Source organism: Parasaccharibacter sp. TMW2.1890, from assembly GCF_023337645.1.
In the GTDB taxonomy this organism is placed as follows: Bacteria; Pseudomonadota; Alphaproteobacteria; order Acetobacterales; family Acetobacteraceae; genus Bombella; species Bombella apis.
The window spans coordinates 642,227-661,427 of the sequence record NZ_NWUV01000001.1; the positions used below are offsets into that span (position 1 = coordinate 642,227).

Consider the following 19,201-nt stretch of genomic DNA (forward strand, 5'->3'; position numbering starts at 1 on the left):
GGAAATGGTCTTATTTCTGTGAAGAAGGCTGGATCGCATCAGAAGTGGGAGCAACACTGCCCGCCTTGAGCTGGTCGAGCCGCTGATGCAGCTCGATCAGCTGTTTCTGGGATGTACGCAGCTGTGATTCGGCCTTGCGGGCGCGGCGACGCTGGCGCAGTTCGCCTGTCAGGCCAAGCAGCAGCCCCAGTACGAGGGACGGCACGGCAAGGAGGGTGATGAGTTTTCCCATTTTGATGGAGAAGCCAAATGACGCCAGCCAGACGGTGGCATCATCAAGATTGCTCATGGCGAAAATGGCCGTAAAAGCCAGAAAAAGAACGATGATCAGAAGGCGAATCATGCGGATTGCTCCTACCCTGCCTTGTGGCAGTAAACAAGATGGACCAAGAGGGTCATGAAGAATGCTGGTGAATGTTGTTGGCGGACTCTAGAAGAACTCGCCCATTCTGTCATCCATCTGTTTTGTCTTTACATGATCTTGATGAAAGGAGGTGTAGTTATCCTCCCTAAAAAGGGGAAACTCTGGTATTAGGCGCTCAGGCGTCGTCTCAATGCTGGAAAGGCTGGTAGAAGCAAGATGGACACGGATGGGACCTTTTTCGAGGCTGTAGCGAATGATCGGGCAAGGGCTCCTGTCTGGAGTGAATTTGATGCCGCCTGGTACCGTCGCCGTTATGCCCGGCAGCTGGCAGAGGCGGGGACGGTCTGGACGGACGGACAGCTTGCCGAGCGATGGCAGAGCGGTGAGGGACAGGAAGGAACTTCACCCAACAGGTATTTTGATGAAGAATGGTACCTGAATGCCTATCCTGATGTCCGGCGTGGCGTGCAGGAGAAAGGTATCTTTCAGAGCGGGTTCCAGCATTATGTGGATGTAGGCTGCCAGAGCTGCTCTGGACACTGGCTTTTCTCGGCAGAATACTACTTCAAGGTGAATTCGGACTACAGTCTCCGGGCCATGCGTGAGGCAGGGCATGTCAATGCCTATGACCATTTTCTCCGTGTCGGGGATTATGGTTTCCGGTCGCCTCATTTCCTTTTCGATGCCGAACTCTTCATTCGTGAATGTCTGGGGAAAAACATTCCGTTTGATCCCTCCCAGGGGGCCTTCAGCCAATATCTGGCCCTCGAATATCCTGACATGAAAACAGTCAGGACGTCCTGGTACTTCGATCCTGTCTGGTATCTTGAAAAATATCCCGATGTTCTCAAGCTGATAGAGGATGGCGTATTTACAGGGCCACTTCACCATTACATGGGATGTGACAATCCCAGCGCTTATGATCCGAACCCTTATTTTGATGAATCCTATTATCTGGCACAGAATCCTGACGTAGCTGATGCCGTGAAAAGCGGAATGTTCCGCAATGGTTATGCCCATTTCATCCGGGCAGGGATCAGTGAGCTGCGCAATCCATCGGCTGATCTGGATTTCAGGGCGTTTGTGGCCACGTTGGATATGCCCCAGTCACTCAACAAGGCACACGTGGACAATCCCTTTCTGCTCTGGATTTTACAGCAGGAAGGGCGGACAGGCGCCGAAATTCCCGGGATTTCCATTACTGCCGCCAACAGGCTGGCGTTATGCAAGGTCGAAGCCAGTCTGCCCTCCCTGTTCAGGAAGCCTTTGAGATTCGTGAATCAGGCGTCTCCCCAGCTGAGTGTCGTTCTGTTTTCACAGGGCAATTATCTGCTCGATATTGCAACGCTTGCTTCCCTGCATGCGCAGGGTATTCCCGACATGCAGGTCGTCGTGGCCAGTACAGGCAACACCCTTTCCCGGCAACGGCTGGATCAGGCAGTAGAGGGGTTGCGGCACGTTGTCAGCGACAAGCTCCAGCCCCTGGCGCAGCAGTTGCGGGAGAGTCTGCCTTTCCTTGCCGGTGAGCGCATCCTGCTTCTGGAATCCGGCGTGCAGCTGTTGCCCATGGCCCTGTCCTTTGCCATGGCTTCCATGATGGCTGAAGAAAGTGAGGGGGGCGGCAAACTTCTTACAAGCATCAATACCGTACTGGAAGCAGGTAGCGCTGTATGGCGTGATGGCAGCATCACCTGCCATGGTCAGGGAGAAAAAGGACAGGCCCAGTCTGTCAGTTTCCAGAAGATGGTGGAAGCCATTCAGGGGGGGCTGCTGTTCTGCCATCGCACAGCGATGGAACAGGCACTGCAGTACCTGGAAGGGCACAGGGTGGAGCCTTTCTTTACCTGTTTTTCCATGGCGTTGCGGGCCACGGGGCGGACCCTGTCTTATTGGCCAACCGTACAGGCCAGACTGCTGAATGCCACGCCGGAAAGTTATGCGAGGCGAACCATGGGAAAGGATGCCTTGCGGCGTCTATTCCCCGTTTTTCTGCCCAGACATGCCGTGGCACGAGGGGACGCCCGCATGGGCAAAAGCTATCGCCCTCTTGTCATGATGGTTTTCCCCCATCTTCCACGCCTGATTGAAGGTGGTGCAGCACGGCGGGTCATGCAGCAGATTGATGCTTTCCGTTGGCTGGGCTGGCAGGTGCTGGTTGTCGGTCTGGACCGGAAAGAAGAAGACAGGCTCGTCATTCCTCATGATTATCCAGCTGATGTGGAGTGCTGGCGAGGTGTGGATGATTTTTCATCCTTCCTGCGGGACCGCTTGACCGACATGAAACTGCTCTGGATTGGTGGAACGCATGTTCTGTCCCGTCTGGGGCCGGTTCTTGCCACAGGGGACATTTCCCTTCAGGACAAGCTGATCGTTCTTGATACTGTCAATCAGGACGGCACGGCCCTCAGAGCTGTGGAAGAGCATCTGCGACGTCTCGTTGGCATTGTGGATGAGCCGGCACGTCTCATGAGGGAAGCCAAAAAAGAACTGGATTATGCGTGGCTCTGCCAAGGCATCGTGACGGGTGATGAGCAGACAACCGCACTGCTGCACAGGCTGGGCTACGGCAATGTCACAGCTCTGCCTTATGCTGTTTCGTGCCGGCAGCTGGGCAAACAGGACGAATTTGAACGGCGGCAGGGTATTTTGTTCCCTCTTTCCATCTACCGGGCAGGGGATTCCGGACATGACGGATTTGACTGGTTCTGCCTTGCCGTGATGCCCCACTTGCAACGTCATTTCAGTCTGCCACCTTCCATCGGGATCGGAGGGTATCATCATCCTTTGGTTGATCTGGGATTTTATGAGCGCCTGGCACCACTGGATGGCTTGGCCGAAATGGATACGCTGCCCAGGATGATGCAGCGATGCCGTATTCTCATGGACCCTTCGCGGGTCCCGGCCACACAGGCTACCGAGATACTGGAGGCCGCCGGTCAGGGCATCCCGGCCGTGCTGAACAAGGTTCAGATGGAACGTCTGGGCTGGAAGGATGAAGAAGAAGCTCTGGATGGTGGTTTCAACGATCCGCAGCATTTCGCCCGGCAGATCATCCGTCTGTATGAAGACCCGACTCTCTGGGACCGGATACGGCGCAAAGCGCATGAAACGGTCAGGGAGAGGCATGGCCATGGTCGCCTGCATGAAGCTTTTGGGCGGTTCATCGAGGCATTGCTGAATGGGCCCGCTACGGTAGCCCCCCCTGCCGGGAAGGAAGGGGTGTCGCTACATCGCTCCTTTGCGCCAGCCCCTCTGCGCATCGTGTTGAAACCGGCTGGAGACCCCCCTGCCGCCGAAGATAAAGATGAAGAGTCGGAAGACGGGCTGGAGGATGAATTCATGCCGCTTCCCACTCATCTGGGTGTGACATTGCCTGAAGAAGACCAGAATCAGAAGGAACAGGCTGACAATGACTGAACGTATGGCCGCAGTCCTCCAGCATGTGGAGGCCACCAAGGAGACGGCACTGGAGCGGCTTTGTGAACTGTTGCGGATTCCCAGCATTTCCACACAGAAGCAGCACAGGGATGATTGCCGGAAAGCCGCACGCTGGTTGGCGGACGAATTGCAGGGGCTTGGCTTTACGGCGTCTTTGCGGGATGTTTCATGGGCAGAACCGGGGCATCCAATGGTTGTCGGGCATGATGATGCCAATGCAGAGAAGGTACGGAACGGGCAGACCCACGTTCTCTTCTATGGTCATTACGATGTTCAGCCGACAGACCCCGAAGCCCTCTGGTTAACGGATCCGTTCGAACCCTGCCTGAAGAAAACCGGCGATGGCCGGAAGGTCCTCGTGGCCCGGGGAGCGAGCGATGACAAAGGGCAGGTGATGACCTTCATCGAGGCCTGCCGGGCATGGAAAGCTGTTCATGGGGACCTCCCCGTGGCTGTCAGTTTTCTTCTGGAAGGTGAAGAAGAATCCGGTGGTGAGAATCTGCTTCCCTTTCTCAGGGAGAATCAGGAAGAGCTGAAAGCTGATATTGCCCTGATCTGTGATACCGCCATGCCGGACAGGGAGACCCCGGCCATCACGACCTCTCTGCGTGGCACAGTTGCCGAGGAAATCGAGCTCGTCGCTGCCAGCCAGGACCTTCATTCCGGGATGTATGGCAATGCTGCGGCCAATCCGGCTTTTCTGCTCTGCCAGATCATCAGTGGCCTGCGTGATGAGCAGGGGCGGGTCACACTGCCCGGTTTTTATGACGGTGTGACCGTGCCTGATGAGCATACCCGCCAGCAGTGGCGGACACTCTATCCTGATGATGCAGCCCTGCTGGAAGATGTCGGCCTGTCCCATGCTGCTGGTGAGCGGGGCTTCAGTGCCATTGAGCAGACATGGTGCCGTCCGAGTTTTGAGGTCAATGGCCTTGCTGGCGGGTATCAGGCGGATGGCTTCAAGACGGTCATTCCGGCCCGGGCTTCGGCGAAGGTATCATTCCGTCTGGTACCGGGGCAGGACCCACTCAGGATTCGGGACTCCTTCCGGGCTTATGTCCGTGCAGCCCTGCCGGAAGATGTCGAGGTTGTCTTTACGGGGCATGGAGCTTCATCCGGTTTTGCCGTGAATCAGGACAGTCCCTTTCTTCTGGCAACATTGGACGCTCTGGGTAAGGAATGGGGCAAACAGGCCGTCATGACTGGTTGTGGAGGCTCGATCCCGGTAGCAGAGGAAATCCGTGAAGCTTTGGGCATGGATGCACTCATGGTGGGATTTGCTCAGGCTGATGATCGGATACACTCTCCCAACGAGCAGTATGGTCTTGATTCATTCTTCCACGGGATACGCTCATGGGTCCGCATCCTGGCTGCCCTGGCCCGATGAATCGTATAAGACCAGGCATGGCGCAACCTGTTGCCCTGACCATGGGAGACCCGGCTGGTGTAGGGCCGGAGCTGACACGCCGTGTCTGGGAGTGTCTCAGAACGGCTGGGCAACCTTTTTTCTGGATAGGGGACCCGGTGCTGCTGGGAGGCAACACACCCTACCGGGAAATATGCCATCCGTCCGAGGCAGCCGCCTGTTTTGCAGAAGCCCTGCCCGTACTGGCGCTTTCCTGCCCGGAACCGGTCAAACCCGGGCATCCCTCAACAGGCAATGCCGTAGCGGTAATCGAGAGCATCAGAAAAGCTGTTCATTACGCTCTGTCAGGGGCAGCCGGAGCTGTCGTGACAAACCCTATTGCCAAGCATGTGCTGGCAGCTTCCGGTTTTCCCCATCCGGGGCATACAGAGTTTCTGGCAGCTCTGTGTGGTGCCAGTGGCAGGGAAGTCATGATGCTGGCCTGCCCGCAGCTCAAGGTTGCTTTGACAAACATTCATGTCTCGTTGAGACAGGCCATCGAGACGCTTTCGGCAGACCGCATCATGGCTGTGAGCCGGGTAACGGCATCTGCCCTGCAACGTGATTTCGGTCTGGTCCAGCCTCGGCTTGCCATTGCAGGGCTGAACCCTCACGCAGGTGAAAATGGCATGATGGGGGATGAGGAAAGCCGCATCATCAAACCCGCTATAGAGGCCTTGCAGCGGGAAGGGCTGGAGGTAAGTGGCCCCATGCCACCAGATACCATGTTCAGTGCCGCTGTCCGTCCCCGGTACGATGCGGCAATCTGCCTGTATCACGATCAAGGCCTCATCCCGGTCAAGACATTGGACATGGCTGGAGGTGTCAACGTCACACTGGGTCTGCCCATCATCCGCACATCGCCAGATCATGGAACAGCCTTTGATATTGCCGTCGGTCCGGGTGAGACAGGAAAGGCAAGCATTTCAAGCCTTTCATCAGCGCTTGCCATGGCCCATGATATGGCGAACCAGCGTGTCATGAGTGATGCGCAGACTCCATGAAGAGGGAAAGGAACAGCCCATGATCCGTCTTGGTATCAATGTTGATCATGTTGCAACATTGCGGAACGCACGGGGTGAGCGCTACCCCGACCCTGTCCGTGCTGCTGAGCTGGCTCTGGAGAATGGGGCTGATGGTATTACGGCCCATCTGCGTGAGGACCGCCGCCACATTCGGGATGAGGATATCCGTCGCCTCCGGGCGCTTTCGGCTCCACTCAATTTTGAAATGGCTGTCACGGACGAAATGGTGACCATGGCCTGCGCACTGAAGCCCCACGCCTGCTGCCTTGTGCCCGAAAGACGGGAGGAATTGACAACAGAAGGTGGGCTTGATGTCGTAGGATTACGAGAAAGTCTGGCCCCGCATGTCAGCCGCCTTCTGGAAGCTGGCATCCGTGTTTCGCTGTTCATCGATCCAGAGCCGGAAGCCATTCGCACGGCGGCTGCTCTGGGAGCTCCGGTAGTTGAACTGCATACGGGAGCCTACGCTCTGGGGAAAGAAGGCGAGCTGGAACGTCTCCACAGGGCTGCCCATATGGCAGCTGAATGCGGGATTGAACTTCATGCCGGTCATGGTCTGACCTATGAGAATGTCTCTCCCATCACGGAACTGCCTGGGCTGAAAGAACTCAATATCGGCCATTTCCTGATCAGCGAAGCCGTCTTTGTCGGGCTGGGAGCTTCCGTGCGGCGGATGAAAGATCTGCTTTCCTGAAGACTTCATCAACCGTCATGGAGAGGTCCCGTCACTGGGACCTCCCTCAGGATTCAGTTGGGCTGTGTGTTGAAGATGGGCAATCCATTATTGCCCTGCTGGATACTGAATAGCCCATTGTTACGACGGACCTTAGGGATGCTCCCGTCTTTAGGAGCTGGCTGGATAAGAGGTTCGTTCGGCTTATGATCGTAATTCGGAACAAATTTACTTGATTTGTCGGAATAGGTGGCCTCTGGCCGCTGCTCTTCCGTGGGCATGGAATGAAATGCCGAAATCGGCCCCATGGGCCAGACGCCCGGAGCATCACGCATTGTTCCTTCAGGCTGTCGTGCACAGCCGCGTGTCAGCATGGAGCAGATACCATCTTCGCCAATATATTCGTCATCGTCGCCCGCATAATGGATCTCGGCAACCCGATCATGATCCATACGGACAAGCATCCGGCAGCTTGAGCCAGCTCCACCGAAAATAGACTGATAGGCGCTGATAGCCGAACTTACTGGAAGAAGGCCAGAGCTGGGGAGAGGGGCGATCGAACGGGAAATATCGTATTCCCAGATCGCCGTACTGTCATTCAGTGATTTGGTCGAATTGGGAGCTCCCGCACAAGCCTGCAGATCATAGCTTGTCATGCCGATCATTTCATATTGAGCTTTGTGAGCCTCATGGGCATCCCAATAACCGCAGGCAGAGAGGCCGAGCGGCAGCATACAGGTAAGCCGGAACAGGATTTTCTGAAATGTCATTCTCTCTCCATCAGAGTAGAAAGGCAGGCAATGGGGGGACTGCTTTATCATGTTTTTCTTTCTGTCTGAAAGATGGGTTTTAGTCTCCAGTGCAATCGGTTAGAGAAGGAGGAGCCGTTTCCCTTTTTGGAGTTTGCTTTATGGCCGATATTTCCGCTGCTGAGGTTCCCCGCCTGCAAAAGGCACTGCGCCGTCTGCTGGGCTCTCCGGAGCTGACAGTTCAGGTCCCGCCACGCAAGGGCATGAGTGTGGAAATCGCAGTGGCTGGTGAAGTCGTGGGGACTGTGTATCGCGATGAGGATGAGGGCGAGGTCTCCTATGCCGTCAACATGACAGTGCTGGAAGAAGACCTCCCTCCTGCCTGACCTGTAGCGGTCTTACCGGTACAGCAGGAAACCTCTCATCCTTGATGGTGAGAGGTTTTTTCATATGCAGGTACTGCTTTCAAAGCAGAGGTGCACAGCTCTGACGGAGCCACGGGTGCAGCTCATCTTCCAGCAGTGGCAGGAGCTTTTCCAGAACCGTGGCATGGTACTGGTCCAGCCAGTGCCGTTCTTCTGCTGTCAGAAGTTCCATGGCGATGAGACGGCGATCTATGGGGGTGTGGGTCAACACCTCGAACTCCAGGGAGGGCCGTACGGTTTCAGGCAGGGAACTTTCCCGAACGAGCAGCAGGTTCTCGATACGGATGCCGTAAGCGCCAACCTCGTAATAGCCCGGTTCGTTGGAAAGGATCATCCCTGGTACAAGGCCGGTCGGCCGTGGCGCTACGGAGATGGATTGAGGCCCCTCATGGACGGAAAGATAACTGCCAATGCCATGGCCGGTACCATGATCAAAATCCAGTCCCTGATTCCAGAGAGCCGCCCGGGCAAGAGTATCCAGCCTGTAACCTGGCAGTCCCATGGGGAAACGCTGGCGGCTCAGGGCAATATGCCCCTTCAGAACTGCCGTGAAAGCTTTCTGGATGGCGGCAGGTGCTTCATCCGGGCCAGTCCAGATAGTCCGTGTGATGTCCGTGGTGCCGAAAGGATATTGCGCCCCACTATCAACCAAATAGACGCTGTTTTTCTGGAGGATGCTGTCATGCCCGGCTTCGGCCCGGTAATGAGGGTAAGCGCCGTTGGGACCAGCCGCAGAAATTGTCTCAAAACTGGGGCCCCGATAATCAGGGGACATGGCCCGGAACGCCTCAAGGCGATCGGCCAATTCTGTTTCACGATGGCCGGGGCCATGTTCTTCCAGCCAGTGCAGGAACCGGGCCAGAGCAATGCTGTCCAGTTCATGCGCCCGACGGTTGCCATCCTGTTCCACGGTTGTTTTGATGGCTTTGGGAAGAGTGCACAGGTCCGGCCCATCAGCGATGTGAGCTCCGGCGTCCTTCAGGACCATGCTGAACCAGACTGGCGTCGTGGCAGGGTCCAGCCGTACGGTTTTTCCGGCCAGGGCCTGCAAGGCCTTCGACAGTTCGGAAGGAGGGAATGGACGTATGCCTGAATCTTCCGGGGCATCATGGAAACGGGTCACATCAGCAAAAATGTCGGCCGAACCATCAGCATGAAGCAGGCCGTACGCATGGGCGACAGGGGTCATGGCAATGTCACTTCCCCTGATGTTCAACAGCCAGGCGAGGGACGGGCAGTCCGCAAGGATCATGGCATCCTGCCCCGCTTCATGCAGCTGCCGGGCCAGACGATCCCGCTTGCTCCGGCTCGTTTCCCCTGTAAATTCGAATGGTTGGTGATGGATCAGATTGGCTGGTGAGGGAGGCTGATCATGCCATGACATATCTATTGGATTGTCAGACAGGGGTACGAGCTGAATACCATCCGTCTCCCATGATGAGAGGTCTCTCTGGCTGGTCAGCCGGGGGTCATACCCGATGCGCAGCCCTTGCGCTTTCTCAGCCAGCCACTGCCGGGGAGGATGCTGGCCGCCATGACGGGTTTCCCACAATGCCGCCGGAGCCTGCTCGGCCATCTGTACGGTGTAGCGGCCATCGGAAAAAACACAGCCGGTTTCTGCCAGCAGGATGGCAAGGCCAGCACTGCCCGTAAAACCGGTCAGCCAGGCCAGTCTTTCAGAATGGGGCGCAACATATTCCCCCAGATATTCATCACCCCGGGTGACGATGACACCGGAAATGCCAAGTCTGTCGAATTGCTGGCGGACGAGAGCAGGACGGTCCTGCAAAGGAATGGATGAAAGAGACACAGACGCCACCATGGAAAAACGGGAGAGAACAGTCAGATTGGTTTCCGAAGGATCAAGGTACTCCAGGGGCCTTCCCTGAGCTGCTTTTCAAGGATCAGGCCCTGCCTCTGGTGGGCAACCAGCACCATGCGGGCCTGGGTATTGAGCAGTCCGGCCAGGATGGCTGTTCCCCCTGCCTGAAGGTTGCGGGCAAGATCCTTGGCCATACGGCAGAGAGGACGAGCCAGAATATTGGCAAAAACAAGATCATAGGGAGCATTGCGGCGAACAGCTTCCGTATGCCAGCCATTGCCGAAGCGGCAGTCCAGCAGGGGGCCGAGCCTGTTCAGCCGGGCATTGGAAGCTGCAACACGGACAGACCATGGCTCGATATCCACGGCCAGAACAGGGCGATGCAGCAGACGAGCCGCTGCCATGGCCAGAATACCGGACCCACATCCCATGTCCAGAATATGACGGGGGCGCCGATGGGCAATCTGTTCCAAGGCACGCAGGCACCCGCGGGTGGAACCATGTTCACCGGACCCGAAAGCGATCCCGGCATCCAGTATGATGTCCAGCCGATTGGAAGGTGACGTCTCCTTCAGATGTGTCCCCCGGATACAGAACCGCCGTCCGACATATTGGGGAGGGAAGGCTTCCTGCGTACGGGCCAGCCAGCCCTCGGCCTCGGTGTTCTGCCGGTGCAGGGGTGCGTCCACGCCTGTCATGGCACGGACAAGCGCCAGGGCGTTATCCAGCTCCTCCTCATTCCGCCCTTTTTCCTTGACGGCTTCCAGCCGCCAGTAACGCTGCTCATCATCCTCTTCGAACATGCCGACCGTGTCACAGACCCCAAGCAGGGCCTGCTCGAAAAGTGGAACGTGTATTTCCTCCACCACAATGGAAAGTGTCTCCAGCGCCCGGGCATGACGGGAACCAACATGGGTGGGGGCAATAGGGCTCTGTTTTGTCTTCACGATACGACCTCTATAAAACCGGCCATGATCCGCTTCAGACCGATATTTTCAAAATTGATGGACAGACGATCCCCTTCAACCCCGATGACCACACCTTCACCGTAACGGTTGTGGCGCACCGTCGCTCCGATGGGGACGGCAGGCTGCACAGCGGACGGTCTGGCCCGCTGCTGTCCTGACAGAACCTGAGCCCTGTGCCTGAAAAATGACCTTGAGGGCAGGGCGTGACCGGCCTCTGCAACATTCCGTAAAACCTGTTCTTCAGGCAGTTCATCCAGAAAGCGGCTTGGTATGGAATCCTGCCAGTTTGCATAAAGCCGACGACTGTTTGCATGGGATATGATTACCCGCTCACGGGCACGGGTAAGGCCGACATAAGCGAGGCGCCGTTCTTCCTCCAGAGCCTGGTTTCCACCTTCATCCAGAGAACGCTGGGACGGGAAAAGGCCTTCCTCCCATCCGGGCAGGAAAACCGTTGGGAACTCAAGCCCTTTGGCGGCGTGGAGCGTCATCAGGCTGACCTTGTCCGGATCGTCCTCGGCATTGTCGCTGTCCATCACAAGGGCGATATGTTCCAGAAACGCATCCATTGTTGGAAACTCACCAATCGCCCGGATCAGCTCCCGGATGTTGTCCAGCCTGCCGGCGGCTTCTATGGTCTTCGGGTCATCCCGCCACATGGCGAGATACCCACTTTCTTCCAGCACCATATCAGTGGCGACAACATGGCCTTCCTTGCCGACAGTGTCTCTGGCTCTGGAGAGGCTGTCCATCAGGTCCGACAGCGTGGCGGCCGCCTTGCCCTTCAGCTGCCCCTGTTCCAGCTGATGCTGAAGCGTCTGTTGAAGGGACAGCCCCCTCTCTCTGGCAGCATTCCGCAGACGGGTCAGGGCAACACTGCCAAATCCCCGTTTGGGCAGATTGACGATGCGCTCAAAGGCCAGATCGTCGACGGGATACAGCACTGCCCGCATATAGGCGATGGCATCCCGTATCTCGGCCCGTTCATAAAAACGCAAACCGCCAATAATCTGATAGGGAATGCCCATTTTCATCAGGGCATCTTCAAAGGGACGTGTCTGGAAACCAGCCCGCATCAGAATGGCGATGGAACCGTAAGGATGACCTTTTGTGTGAAACTCCTGTATCCGGCGGCCAATGACACGGGCCTCGTCATCCGAGTCCGGCATGTTGATGACCTCGACAGGATCACCCTCCATGATGTCGAGCCCAGGCCGCAGAACCTTGCCCAACCGTCCCTCATTATGGGCAATGACCTGCGAAGCCACGGTCAGGATGCGGGGGGTGGAACGATAATTCTGCTCCAGCCGGATGATCCGTGCACCGGGAAAATCTTTCTCGAAACGGAGGATATTGGCGATGTCGGCACCACGCCATGAATAGATGGATTGATCGTCATCCCCGACGCAGGCAATGTTAGAGGGTTGTCCATCCTGCCTTCTGGCCAGAAGACGCAACCACAGATACTGGATGGTGTTCGTATCCTGATATTCGTCAACCAGAATATAGCGGAAGCGTTTCTGATACTGCTCCAGTACATCGGGATGCTGACGGAGGATGGTCACCACATGCAGCATGAGATCCCCGAAATCACAGGCATTCATTTCCTTCAGACGTATCTGATAGGCAGCGTAGATGGCCGGGAGCTGGCCATTGGCCAGTTCAGGTGTCTGCGCAGCAGTGATGCCATCGGGCAGCAGGGCCTGATCTTTCCATAACTGGATCTGATGCATGATCTGTGCCGGAGGAGAGCGCTTGAGGTCCAGTTTCCAGGGCTCGATGACCTGCTTGAGAAGACGGAGCTGGTCGTCCGTATCGAGAATGGTGAAGTTGCGCTCCAGCCCGACATGTGGCGCATGCTGCCGAAGCATGCGGGCACAGAGAGAGTGGAAGGTTCCCAACCAGAGGCCTTCCACTGGTCGGCCGAGGATGGCGCTGATGCGCTCCCTCATTTCCCGGGCAGCCTTGTTGGTAAAGGTCACGGCCAGTATCTGCTCGGGCCATGCCAGCTTTTCCAGCAGGATATGAGCGAACCGTGTTGTCAGAACCCGGGTCTTCCCGGTACCGGCACCAGCCAGAATCAGCAGGGGGCCTTGCGTCGTTTCCACGGCAAGACGCTGCTCTTCATTCAGCCCGTGCAGATAATCAGGACCGGAAGACGGAAAACGGGGGGAAAAAAGATCATCCATCACAATTATCTGGTATAATGCGGCTCATACCCGCTGGCTAGGACATAACCATAGATTGTGAAAAAAGCAGTTTCATCCAAACAGGGGCACAGGGCACGGATGAGAGAGCGCATCCTCACCCATGGAGCCGAGACCTTGGCCGACTATGAGCTCCTGGAGGTTCTGCTTTTCTACGCCATTCCTCGCAGGGACACCAACCCGCAGGCCAAAGCGCTGCTTTCCGCTTTCGGGTCGATGGGGAAGCTGTTGCAGGCATCTTCTGCCAGACTGGAGCTGCATGGTCTGAGCGAGCGCATCATGAGCCTTCTGGAACTGCCCGTATTGGCAGCACGCTCCCTCATGGAGAGTGATGAAGACATGCCGCTTCAGCTGGGCAATGCCAAGGCTCTGATGAATTATCTGAAAGGCACATTGCAAAGGACAGATGAGCCAGCCATCGGTCTGATCTGCCTGGACAGCAACAACGGCCTGATCATGGAAAAGCTGCTGCCAGCAGCCAGTAACCTTCATGCCCTCCACCGATCAATTGCACAGACACTTCTCAACTGCCACGCCACTGCGGCCATCGTCGTCTATTACCATCCACGCAGTCCAGCCACGGCACTGGCTCCAGAGGTACGGGGGCTGAGACAGGCCTTGCGGTCTCTGGATGTCATCGTCCATGAAGGCATCCTGATTGGTGAGGGATGGTATGTCAGCATGAGTGAATCCGGGCTTCTATAAGGAGGATGATCATTACGGACCGTCTGCCCTCCGTCAGGGAGAGCTTTCACAAAATCGCATCGTTTGTTGTTGCCGGGAAAGATGCCCGCAAGGAGCTGGTTGAGCGCCTTCTGCGGCATCATTCTTCACTGGCTGAACTCATTTCATCTCAGCCAACGGACAGAAAGGCCATAAGCCGGGATGATGTGCCTCTGGCCGTATTCTGTGCTGTGCTGAAAGAGCTGGCCCATCGGTATGGACGGTCCCTGCTGCCAGAGGGCAACCTGCTGGAGCAACCGGAATTGCTGAAGGACTATCTGATGGTCCAGATGGCCAGGGAAAGAGTGGAACAGTTCCGGCTGCTTTTTCTGGATGACAGGAAACACCTCATCCGCGATGAAGTGCAGAGCCACGGGACAATCAACCATGTTTCGGTCTATCCACGTGAGATAGCAAAACGATGTCTGGCGTTGGGCGCAGCCGGAATCATCATGGTCCACAATCATCCGGGAGGGCAGGTAAACCCATCCCGGGGAGACATCACCATGACCCAGGCCATTCAGAAGGCATTGGCTGTCATCGATGTCTGTCTGATAGACCATGTCATCATCACAAGAAAAACCCAGACCAGCTTCCGCCAGCTTGGGCTTCTTGATGATGACTGATCAGTCCTCAAGCTGGGGCTGATAGCGGGAAAGAACCATGCTTCCGGGCAGCCCTCCACGAGGGAAGATGCGGTTTACATGGCCCATCTTGCGCCCCGGGCGAGCTTCCTCTTTTCCATAGAGGTGGATGGAGGCATTTTCCTCCCCCACGATCTCTGGCAGGAGCGCCATGTCATCCGGGCCAATCAGATTATGCATGTAGGCATCAGAATGGCGTCGGGCAGGTGGCAGGGGCAGCCCGGTCACGGCCCGGACATGCATTTCGAACTGGTCTACCAGACAGGCACTCATGGTCCAGTGGCCGGAATTATGAGGGCGAGGCGCAATCTCATTGACAAGGAGCCTGCCATCCCGATCCTCAAACAGTTCCACCCCCATGATACCGACAAGCCCGAGTTTTTCAGCCAACGTTGCGGCCAGGGTCTGCGCTTTTTCAGCCAGATCGGGCATGATGGGGGCTGGTGTGATGGAGACACGGAGGATCCCCTGGCGATGATGATTTTCCGTAACATCAAAGCAGCGCACAGTGCCTGCTGCATTGCGGACAACCATCACGCTGACCTCACGGGCAAAATCAATTTTCCGCTCCGCAACCAGCGGATAGGGGAGGGTGTCTGCCTCTGCTGCCAGAGAGTTGAAAGCGGCTTCATTCTCCAGACGGAACTGCCCCTTCCCATCATAACCGAAACGGGTTGTTTTCAGGATGCAGGGAAAGCCGAATGATGGGAGAGCATGAAACTCCTCTGCCGAACCGATTTCCCTCCAGGGGGCAACCGGCAGGCCGAAGGATTCCAGAGTGGTCTTTTCGGTGATACGGTCCTGGCTGGTTTCCAGAATATGACCGGATGGATGGACCGGACAGAACCGTGCCAGATGGGCCAGACCCTCTGCGCTGATATTTTCAAATTCAAACGTAATGACGTCACAGGAACGGGCGAACTGCTCCAGACACACCGGATCATCGTAAGCACCAACCGTGAAACGGGCCGATGTTTCCGCTGCCGGGCTTGGCTCACTGTTGGAGAGGATATGGACCCTATAGCCCAACCGGGCAGCGGCCACGGCAGACATGCGACCAAGCTGTCCCCCCCCAACAATGCCGATCCAGGCGCCAGGCTGTAATGCTTCCGTCTTCATCCTGCAGGAACCTCAGCCACGGAAGCCGTCTGCCGTACCCTGAAGGCTTCAAGCCTTTCGGCTATGCTGTCATCGGAGAGGGAAAGGACAGATGCAGCCAGCAGAGCTGCATTGATGGCTCCAGCCTTGCCGATGGCCAGTGTGCCGACAGGCACCCCGCCAGGCATCTGCACGATGGAGAGCAGACTGTCCTGCCCTTTGAGCGTGCGGCTTTCCACCGGCACTCCAAAAACAGGCAGGGTCGTCCATGCTGCACACATTCCTGGCAGATGGGCTGCGCCACCCGCTCCGGCAATGATGACCTTCAGGCCACGTTCACGAGCCGTTCTGGCATAATCAGCCAGCCGGTCCGGCGTCCGGTGGGCGGAAACGATCCGGGCCTCATAGGGGATGCCCAGAGCGTCCAGCTGCTCACAACCATGCTTCATGGTCTCCCAATCCGACTGGCTGCCCATGATCACACCGACTGACGGCGCTGGTGAGACACTCATCGTGTTCTGTCCTTCTTTGTCTCAGAAGCTGTTGCCGGTTTCATCACGGGACGGGAAGAGGCTCTCCGGGTCGATTGCCTCATGATCATTCTCAAGCGGCTTGCCTTCCCGGACGAGACGGTCATTGGCGGCCTGAACGGCAGCATTCAGGTCTGTCTGGGTGCAGAGGCCAAGGATGACGGGGTCACGAGGCTTGATGTTGGGGCTGTTCCAATGTTCACGGTTGCGGATTTTGGCAATCGTATCCTTGGTTGTGCCCAACAGGCGGACAATCTGGGTATCGTTCAGCTGCGGGAACTGGCGCAGGACAAAAGCGATGGCATCGGGGCGATCATGCCGCTTGGCCACCGGCGTGTAGCGTGCCCCCTTGGCACGACGGGCCACGGGATTGGGAGTGGCTGTCAGCTTGAGCCGGGCGGCGGGATTGGCCTCACAGCGCTTGATCTCGGCCTCAGTCAGCTGATTGTTTTTTACAGGATCATAGCCGTTGATCCCGCCGCCAACCTCACCATCAGCAATAGCCTGAATCTCCAGCGGGTGCATCCCGCAGAAAGTGGCGATCTGGTCAAAGGTAAGGCCGGTTTTCTCAATCAGCCAGACGGCAGTTGCCTTCGGCATTAGCGGCAGGGTCATGTCAACGCAGTCCTTTGCAGAGCGATAATATGGTCCGGCATCTGGCAGGGCCCGGGCCACTCTGGAAAAGAATCACCCGCCACCCGCATGAGGGGCGGTGCCTGCGACAATGCACGACAGTGCCGCCAAGATGCGTCAGAGACCATGAGAGGTCAAGATGGAAAGAAATAAAAAGAAACCCTCCACCCGAGGAAAAGGGTGGAGGGTTTCTCTATCCAGACATCCCGTAAAGGGAAACTGTCTTACTTCTTGATATTGCCAATACCGGAGAAGCGCTTGTTGAACTTGGCAACCTGCCCCCCTGTATCCAGAATACGCTGAACGCCCGTCCAGGCCGGATGGGTCTTGGGGTCAACGTCCAGACGCAGCTTCGCGCCGGGCTCGCCGTAGCAGGAACGCGTTGTATATTCGCTGCCATCAGCCATCACGACCGTGATTTCATGATAGTCGGGGTGGATACCGGGTTTCATAATATTTCCTGAACCTGATGAAAGAAGCTCCGATACCGACCGGAGCAGACGGAGCCCTCCATAAAGGATATGGCTCGGAAAATAAAGGTTGGGCATCATTCTTTTTGTTGATAAAGCGATTCTTAAAGACTTCATACAGTTTTGCCATAATACGCTGTATGCTACGGCAGGGCTCGGCTACATGGCACAGATCATGCCTGTCGTGCGGTCTAGATTCTTCAAATTTCAGGAAAAGGCTATATGAGTCCTATCAAAACACCTGGCTGGGTTTCTGATTTTCAGAAATTCATCATGCGCGGGAATGTCGTGGATCTGGCAATCGGTGTGGTGGTTGGCGCTGCTTTCAGCTCCATCGTCAACAGCGCCGTCAAGGATCTCCTGACCCCGATCCTGGGTCTTCTGACGGGGGGCGTGGACTTCAGCAACATCTTCATCACCCTGAAAGGGCCGGTCAAGGATACACTGGCAGAGGCACAGAAGGCCGGAGCCGTGACCATCAATGTGGGCCTGTTCCTCAATGCGGTCCTCCAGTTCCTCATCATTGCCTTCTTCATCTTCTGGGTAATGCGTCTGGTCGGCAAGCTGCACCGCAAGGAAGAAGCGCAGCCCTCCGCCCCGCCGGCTCCTTCCAAAGAGGAAGTGCTGCTGACGGAGATCCGTGACCTCCTGGCGGCACGCGCAGTAGAGAAATGACCCGTTTTTTCCCCATGAAAATGACGGCACGATGCGCCCTGGCGGGTCTTGCTCTGGCAGGCGTCCTGTCTGCCAGTTCCGCCAAGGCGGATGGTACAGCTTTCGGGGTCCCTCTGTCGCCCAATGCGCACCTTTATTCATATTTCATCATCAATGGAATGGCCCGTGGCGCTTTCCTTCTGGGCCAACTGCACCAGAAAGATATGCCCACGCTGATCCAGATGGATGAGGTGACCCGCAAGGCTGTGATCCACAATCTGGACTCACAGACGATCAGGTCGGACTTCAGGGCGGAACAGATACTGACCCGTTATCTTGGGCTTATCCTGAAATAGTTCCCGGGAGCTGGACAGGATACAGAAAAGGGGGCTCCAGAGCCCCCTTTTTTCTGACCATGTTCCGGTGAAAAGGCTGGTCTCAGCCTGCTTTGCGCAGTCGCTTCTGCCCCATCAGGAGCAGAAGTGGTGCGGCAATGAAGATGGATGATGATGTCCCCACGACAATGCCGAACAGCATGACCGTAGCAAAGCCGGTCAGCGTGCTTCCACCAAACAGTGCCAGAGGCAGAGCGGCAAGGAACACCGTCATGGACGTACCCAGTGTCCGGTTCAGTGTTTCATTGATGGAAAGATCCAGCAATTCCCGCAGAGGCATTGTCCTGTATTTGCGGAGATTCTCACGGATACGGTCATACACGACCACCTTGTCATTTGTGGAATAACCCAAGATGGTGAGCAGTGCTGCAACCATGACGAGGTCAAACTCGAACCGTGTAACCACTAGAAAACCAATGGTTTTTGTCAGGTCCAGCACGAGTGTAATGACAGCACTCAGGGCAAACTCGCGCTCGAAGCGGAACCAGATATAGATGAGAATCATCCCGAGGCTGAAGAGGAGGGCAAGCACACCATCCCGAAACAGTTCGGACGACACGGACCCGCCAACAGCATCAGCCCGCTGGATCTGGACACCGGGAACAGCCTGCACGATGACCGTGCGGACCTGATCCACCAGCTTCTGGGTAACATGCTCATCTTCACCCCCTGGCGGAAGGTTGATGGCAATGCGGACATCCTGCGGAGACCCGAAAGACTGTACGGAGGCCGCATTGATGTGACCAGCCTTGAGGACCTCCCGCATATGGGCGGGATCTTCCGCTGCTGGAGAGTGGGTTTCCACGATGATTCCACCCCGGAAATCAAGCCCCAGATTGAGGCCCGGCGCGATGAACAGCACCACAGAGGCGATGGAGAGAAGGGCGGAGACAATCAGACCGGCATGACGGCCACGCATGAAGTGGATCTGTCGGTCATCACGTACGAAACGGAGAAGAGGGCGAGAAAACATGGCGA

General features: G+C 56.6%; 19 protein-coding genes. 9 read left to right on the forward strand and 10 right to left on the reverse strand.

The genetic code is table 11. From position 1 onward, the window contains the following. Positions 1–10 precede the first annotated feature (10 nt). Positions 11–343 carry a hypothetical protein gene (locus CPA54_RS02830; protein WP_043560207.1) on the reverse strand — a complete coding sequence of 111 codons (333 nt, stop codon included), beginning with the start codon at positions 341–343 and terminating at the stop codon, positions 11–13. 237 nt (positions 344–580) lie between these two features. Here CPA54_RS02830 and CPA54_RS02835 point away from each other — a divergent pair, with 237 nt between their 5' ends. From CPA54_RS02835 to CPA54_RS02850, 4 genes are read left to right on the forward strand one after another with little or no spacing between them, the layout of a single operon-like run. Further along, a complete protein-coding gene (locus tag CPA54_RS02835; protein ID WP_249085501.1) occupies positions 581–3,781 on the forward strand; it encodes a glycosyltransferase in 3,201 nt (1,066 codons plus the stop codon). Further along, positions 3,774–5,189, forward strand: a complete 1,416-nt coding sequence (locus tag CPA54_RS02840) for a M20/M25/M40 family metallo-hydrolase (protein WP_249085502.1) — start codon at positions 3,774–3,776, stop codon at positions 5,187–5,189. The genes CPA54_RS02835 and CPA54_RS02840 overlap by 8 nt, the downstream gene beginning before the upstream one ends. 17 nt (positions 5,190–5,206) lie before the next feature. Further along, the gene (gene pdxA, locus CPA54_RS02845) at positions 5,207–6,211 is read left to right on the forward strand and encodes a 4-hydroxythreonine-4-phosphate dehydrogenase PdxA (protein WP_249085503.1); all 1,005 of its coding nucleotides are present in this window, start codon (positions 5,207–5,209) and stop codon (positions 6,209–6,211) included. A 19-nt stretch (positions 6,212–6,230) separates the two neighbouring features. Beyond that, positions 6,231–6,926, forward strand: a complete 696-nt coding sequence (locus tag CPA54_RS02850) for a pyridoxine 5'-phosphate synthase (RefSeq protein ID WP_081563471.1) — start codon at positions 6,231–6,233, stop codon at positions 6,924–6,926. A 53-nt stretch (positions 6,927–6,979) separates the two neighbouring features. Here the strand turns inward: CPA54_RS02850 and CPA54_RS02855 are convergent, their stop codons facing one another. Beyond that, positions 6,980–7,675: a hypothetical protein gene (locus CPA54_RS02855; protein ID WP_227431435.1), complete on the reverse strand. Its 696-nt coding sequence runs from the start codon at positions 7,673–7,675 to the stop codon at positions 6,980–6,982. Between the two features lie 140 nt (positions 7,676–7,815). On the opposite strand from CPA54_RS02855, the gene CPA54_RS02860 reads away from it, so the two are divergent. Continuing rightward, the gene (locus tag CPA54_RS02860; RefSeq protein WP_043560191.1) at positions 7,816–8,040 is read left to right on the forward strand and encodes a DUF3126 family protein; all 225 of its coding nucleotides are present in this window, start codon (positions 7,816–7,818) and stop codon (positions 8,038–8,040) included. 79 nt (positions 8,041–8,119) lie between these two features. Here CPA54_RS02860 and CPA54_RS02865 read toward each other — a convergent pair whose 3' ends face one another. The 3 genes from CPA54_RS02865 to CPA54_RS02875 are packed head-to-tail and all read right to left on the reverse strand — an operon-like array spanning position 8,120 to position 13,058. Then, complete coding sequence (locus tag CPA54_RS02865; RefSeq protein ID WP_103765599.1) at positions 8,120–9,889, reverse strand: aminopeptidase P family protein; 1,770 nt, start codon at positions 9,887–9,889, stop codon at positions 8,120–8,122. Between the two features lie 32 nt (positions 9,890–9,921). Further along, complete coding sequence (locus CPA54_RS02870) at positions 9,922–10,827, reverse strand: 50S ribosomal protein L11 methyltransferase (protein ID WP_249085700.1); 906 nt, start codon at positions 10,825–10,827, stop codon at positions 9,922–9,924. A 17-nt stretch (positions 10,828–10,844) separates the two neighbouring features. Beyond that, the gene (locus tag CPA54_RS02875) at positions 10,845–13,058 is read right to left on the reverse strand and encodes an ATP-dependent helicase (protein ID WP_081563141.1); all 2,214 of its coding nucleotides are present in this window, start codon (positions 13,056–13,058) and stop codon (positions 10,845–10,847) included. A gap of 99 nt (positions 13,059–13,157) precedes the next feature. Here CPA54_RS02875 and CPA54_RS02880 point away from each other — a divergent pair, with 99 nt between their 5' ends. After that, entirely contained in the window at positions 13,158–13,781 is a 624-nt protein-coding gene (locus tag CPA54_RS02880; RefSeq protein ID WP_249085504.1) for a JAB domain-containing protein, read from the forward strand. A 5-nt stretch (positions 13,782–13,786) separates the two neighbouring features. Continuing rightward, positions 13,787–14,425, forward strand: coding sequence for a RadC family protein (locus tag CPA54_RS02885; RefSeq protein ID WP_249085505.1), 639 nt, complete (start codon positions 13,787–13,789; stop codon positions 14,423–14,425). Here the strand turns inward: CPA54_RS02885 and CPA54_RS02890 are convergent, their stop codons facing one another. The 4 genes from CPA54_RS02890 to rpmE all read right to left on the reverse strand — a co-directional run bounded on the left by CPA54_RS02890 (position 14,426) and on the right by rpmE (position 17,156). Beyond that, positions 14,426–15,562, reverse strand: coding sequence for a 5-(carboxyamino)imidazole ribonucleotide synthase (locus tag CPA54_RS02890; protein WP_043560180.1), 1,137 nt, complete (start codon positions 15,560–15,562; stop codon positions 14,426–14,428). Next, positions 15,559–16,053 carry a 5-(carboxyamino)imidazole ribonucleotide mutase gene (gene purE / locus CPA54_RS02895; RefSeq protein ID WP_043560177.1) on the reverse strand — a complete coding sequence of 165 codons (495 nt, stop codon included), beginning with the start codon at positions 16,051–16,053 and terminating at the stop codon, positions 15,559–15,561. The genes CPA54_RS02890 and purE overlap by 4 nt, the downstream gene beginning before the upstream one ends. A gap of 21 nt (positions 16,054–16,074) precedes the next feature. Continuing rightward, positions 16,075–16,686 carry a DUF1013 domain-containing protein gene (locus tag CPA54_RS02900; protein ID WP_052349063.1) on the reverse strand — a complete coding sequence of 204 codons (612 nt, stop codon included), beginning with the start codon at positions 16,684–16,686 and terminating at the stop codon, positions 16,075–16,077. A 242-nt stretch (positions 16,687–16,928) separates the two neighbouring features. Further along, the gene (rpmE, locus tag CPA54_RS02905; RefSeq protein ID WP_043560174.1) at positions 16,929–17,156 is read right to left on the reverse strand and encodes a 50S ribosomal protein L31; all 228 of its coding nucleotides are present in this window, start codon (positions 17,154–17,156) and stop codon (positions 16,929–16,931) included. Positions 17,157–17,396: 240 nt separating this feature from the next. Between rpmE and mscL the strand changes: the two genes are divergently transcribed. Next, a complete protein-coding gene (gene mscL, locus CPA54_RS02910; protein ID WP_043560173.1) occupies positions 17,397–17,849 on the forward strand; it encodes a large conductance mechanosensitive channel protein MscL in 453 nt (150 codons plus the stop codon). Beyond that, positions 17,846–18,184: a hypothetical protein gene (locus tag CPA54_RS02915; protein WP_043560170.1), complete on the forward strand. Its 339-nt coding sequence runs from the start codon at positions 17,846–17,848 to the stop codon at positions 18,182–18,184. The genes mscL and CPA54_RS02915 overlap by 4 nt, the downstream gene beginning before the upstream one ends. A gap of 82 nt (positions 18,185–18,266) precedes the next feature. On the opposite strand, the gene secF is transcribed toward CPA54_RS02915, so the two are convergent. Beyond that, positions 18,267–19,196: a protein translocase subunit SecF gene (gene secF, locus CPA54_RS02920; RefSeq protein ID WP_043560166.1), complete on the reverse strand. Its 930-nt coding sequence runs from the start codon at positions 19,194–19,196 to the stop codon at positions 18,267–18,269. Positions 19,197–19,201 lie beyond the last annotated feature (5 nt).

What these genes read in the sequence shown, in the direction of transcription:
- CPA54_RS02830 (WP_043560207.1), bottom strand. Translation starts at nt 343, where the DNA reads ATGATTCGCCTTCTGATCATCGTTCTTTTTCTGGCTTTTACGGCCATT.
- mscL (WP_043560173.1), top strand. Translation starts at nt 17,397, where the DNA reads ATGAGTCCTATCAAAACACCTGGCTGGGTTTCTGATTTTCAGAAATTC.
- CPA54_RS02915 (WP_043560170.1), top strand. Translation starts at nt 17,846, where the DNA reads ATGACCCGTTTTTTCCCCATGAAAATGACGGCACGATGCGCCCTGGCG.
- CPA54_RS02900 (WP_052349063.1), bottom strand. Translation starts at nt 16,686, where the DNA reads ATGACCCTGCCGCTAATGCCGAAGGCAACTGCCGTCTGGCTGATTGAG.
- CPA54_RS02835 (WP_249085501.1), top strand. Translation starts at nt 581, where the DNA reads ATGGACACGGATGGGACCTTTTTCGAGGCTGTAGCGAATGATCGGGCA.
- rpmE (WP_043560174.1), bottom strand. Translation starts at nt 17,156, where the DNA reads ATGAAACCCGGTATCCACCCCGACTATCATGAAATCACGGTCGTGATG.
- CPA54_RS02840 (WP_249085502.1), top strand. Translation starts at nt 3,774, where the DNA reads ATGACTGAACGTATGGCCGCAGTCCTCCAGCATGTGGAGGCCACCAAG.
- CPA54_RS02880 (WP_249085504.1), top strand. Translation starts at nt 13,158, where the DNA reads ATGAGAGAGCGCATCCTCACCCATGGAGCCGAGACCTTGGCCGACTAT.
- CPA54_RS02890 (WP_043560180.1), bottom strand. Translation starts at nt 15,562, where the DNA reads ATGAAGACGGAAGCATTACAGCCTGGCGCCTGGATCGGCATTGTTGGG.
- CPA54_RS02850 (WP_081563471.1), top strand. Translation starts at nt 6,231, where the DNA reads ATGATCCGTCTTGGTATCAATGTTGATCATGTTGCAACATTGCGGAAC.
- pdxA (WP_249085503.1), top strand. Translation starts at nt 5,207, where the DNA reads ATGGCGCAACCTGTTGCCCTGACCATGGGAGACCCGGCTGGTGTAGGG.
- secF (WP_043560166.1), bottom strand. Translation starts at nt 19,196, where the DNA reads ATGTTTTCTCGCCCTCTTCTCCGTTTCGTACGTGATGACCGACAGATC.
- CPA54_RS02855 (WP_227431435.1), bottom strand. Translation starts at nt 7,675, where the DNA reads ATGACATTTCAGAAAATCCTGTTCCGGCTTACCTGTATGCTGCCGCTC.
- CPA54_RS02860 (WP_043560191.1), top strand. Translation starts at nt 7,816, where the DNA reads ATGGCCGATATTTCCGCTGCTGAGGTTCCCCGCCTGCAAAAGGCACTG.
- CPA54_RS02875 (WP_081563141.1), bottom strand. Translation starts at nt 13,058, where the DNA reads ATGGATGATCTTTTTTCCCCCCGTTTTCCGTCTTCCGGTCCTGATTAT.
- CPA54_RS02885 (WP_249085505.1), top strand. Translation starts at nt 13,787, where the DNA reads ATGATCATTACGGACCGTCTGCCCTCCGTCAGGGAGAGCTTTCACAAA.
- purE (WP_043560177.1), bottom strand. Translation starts at nt 16,053, where the DNA reads ATGAGTGTCTCACCAGCGCCGTCAGTCGGTGTGATCATGGGCAGCCAG.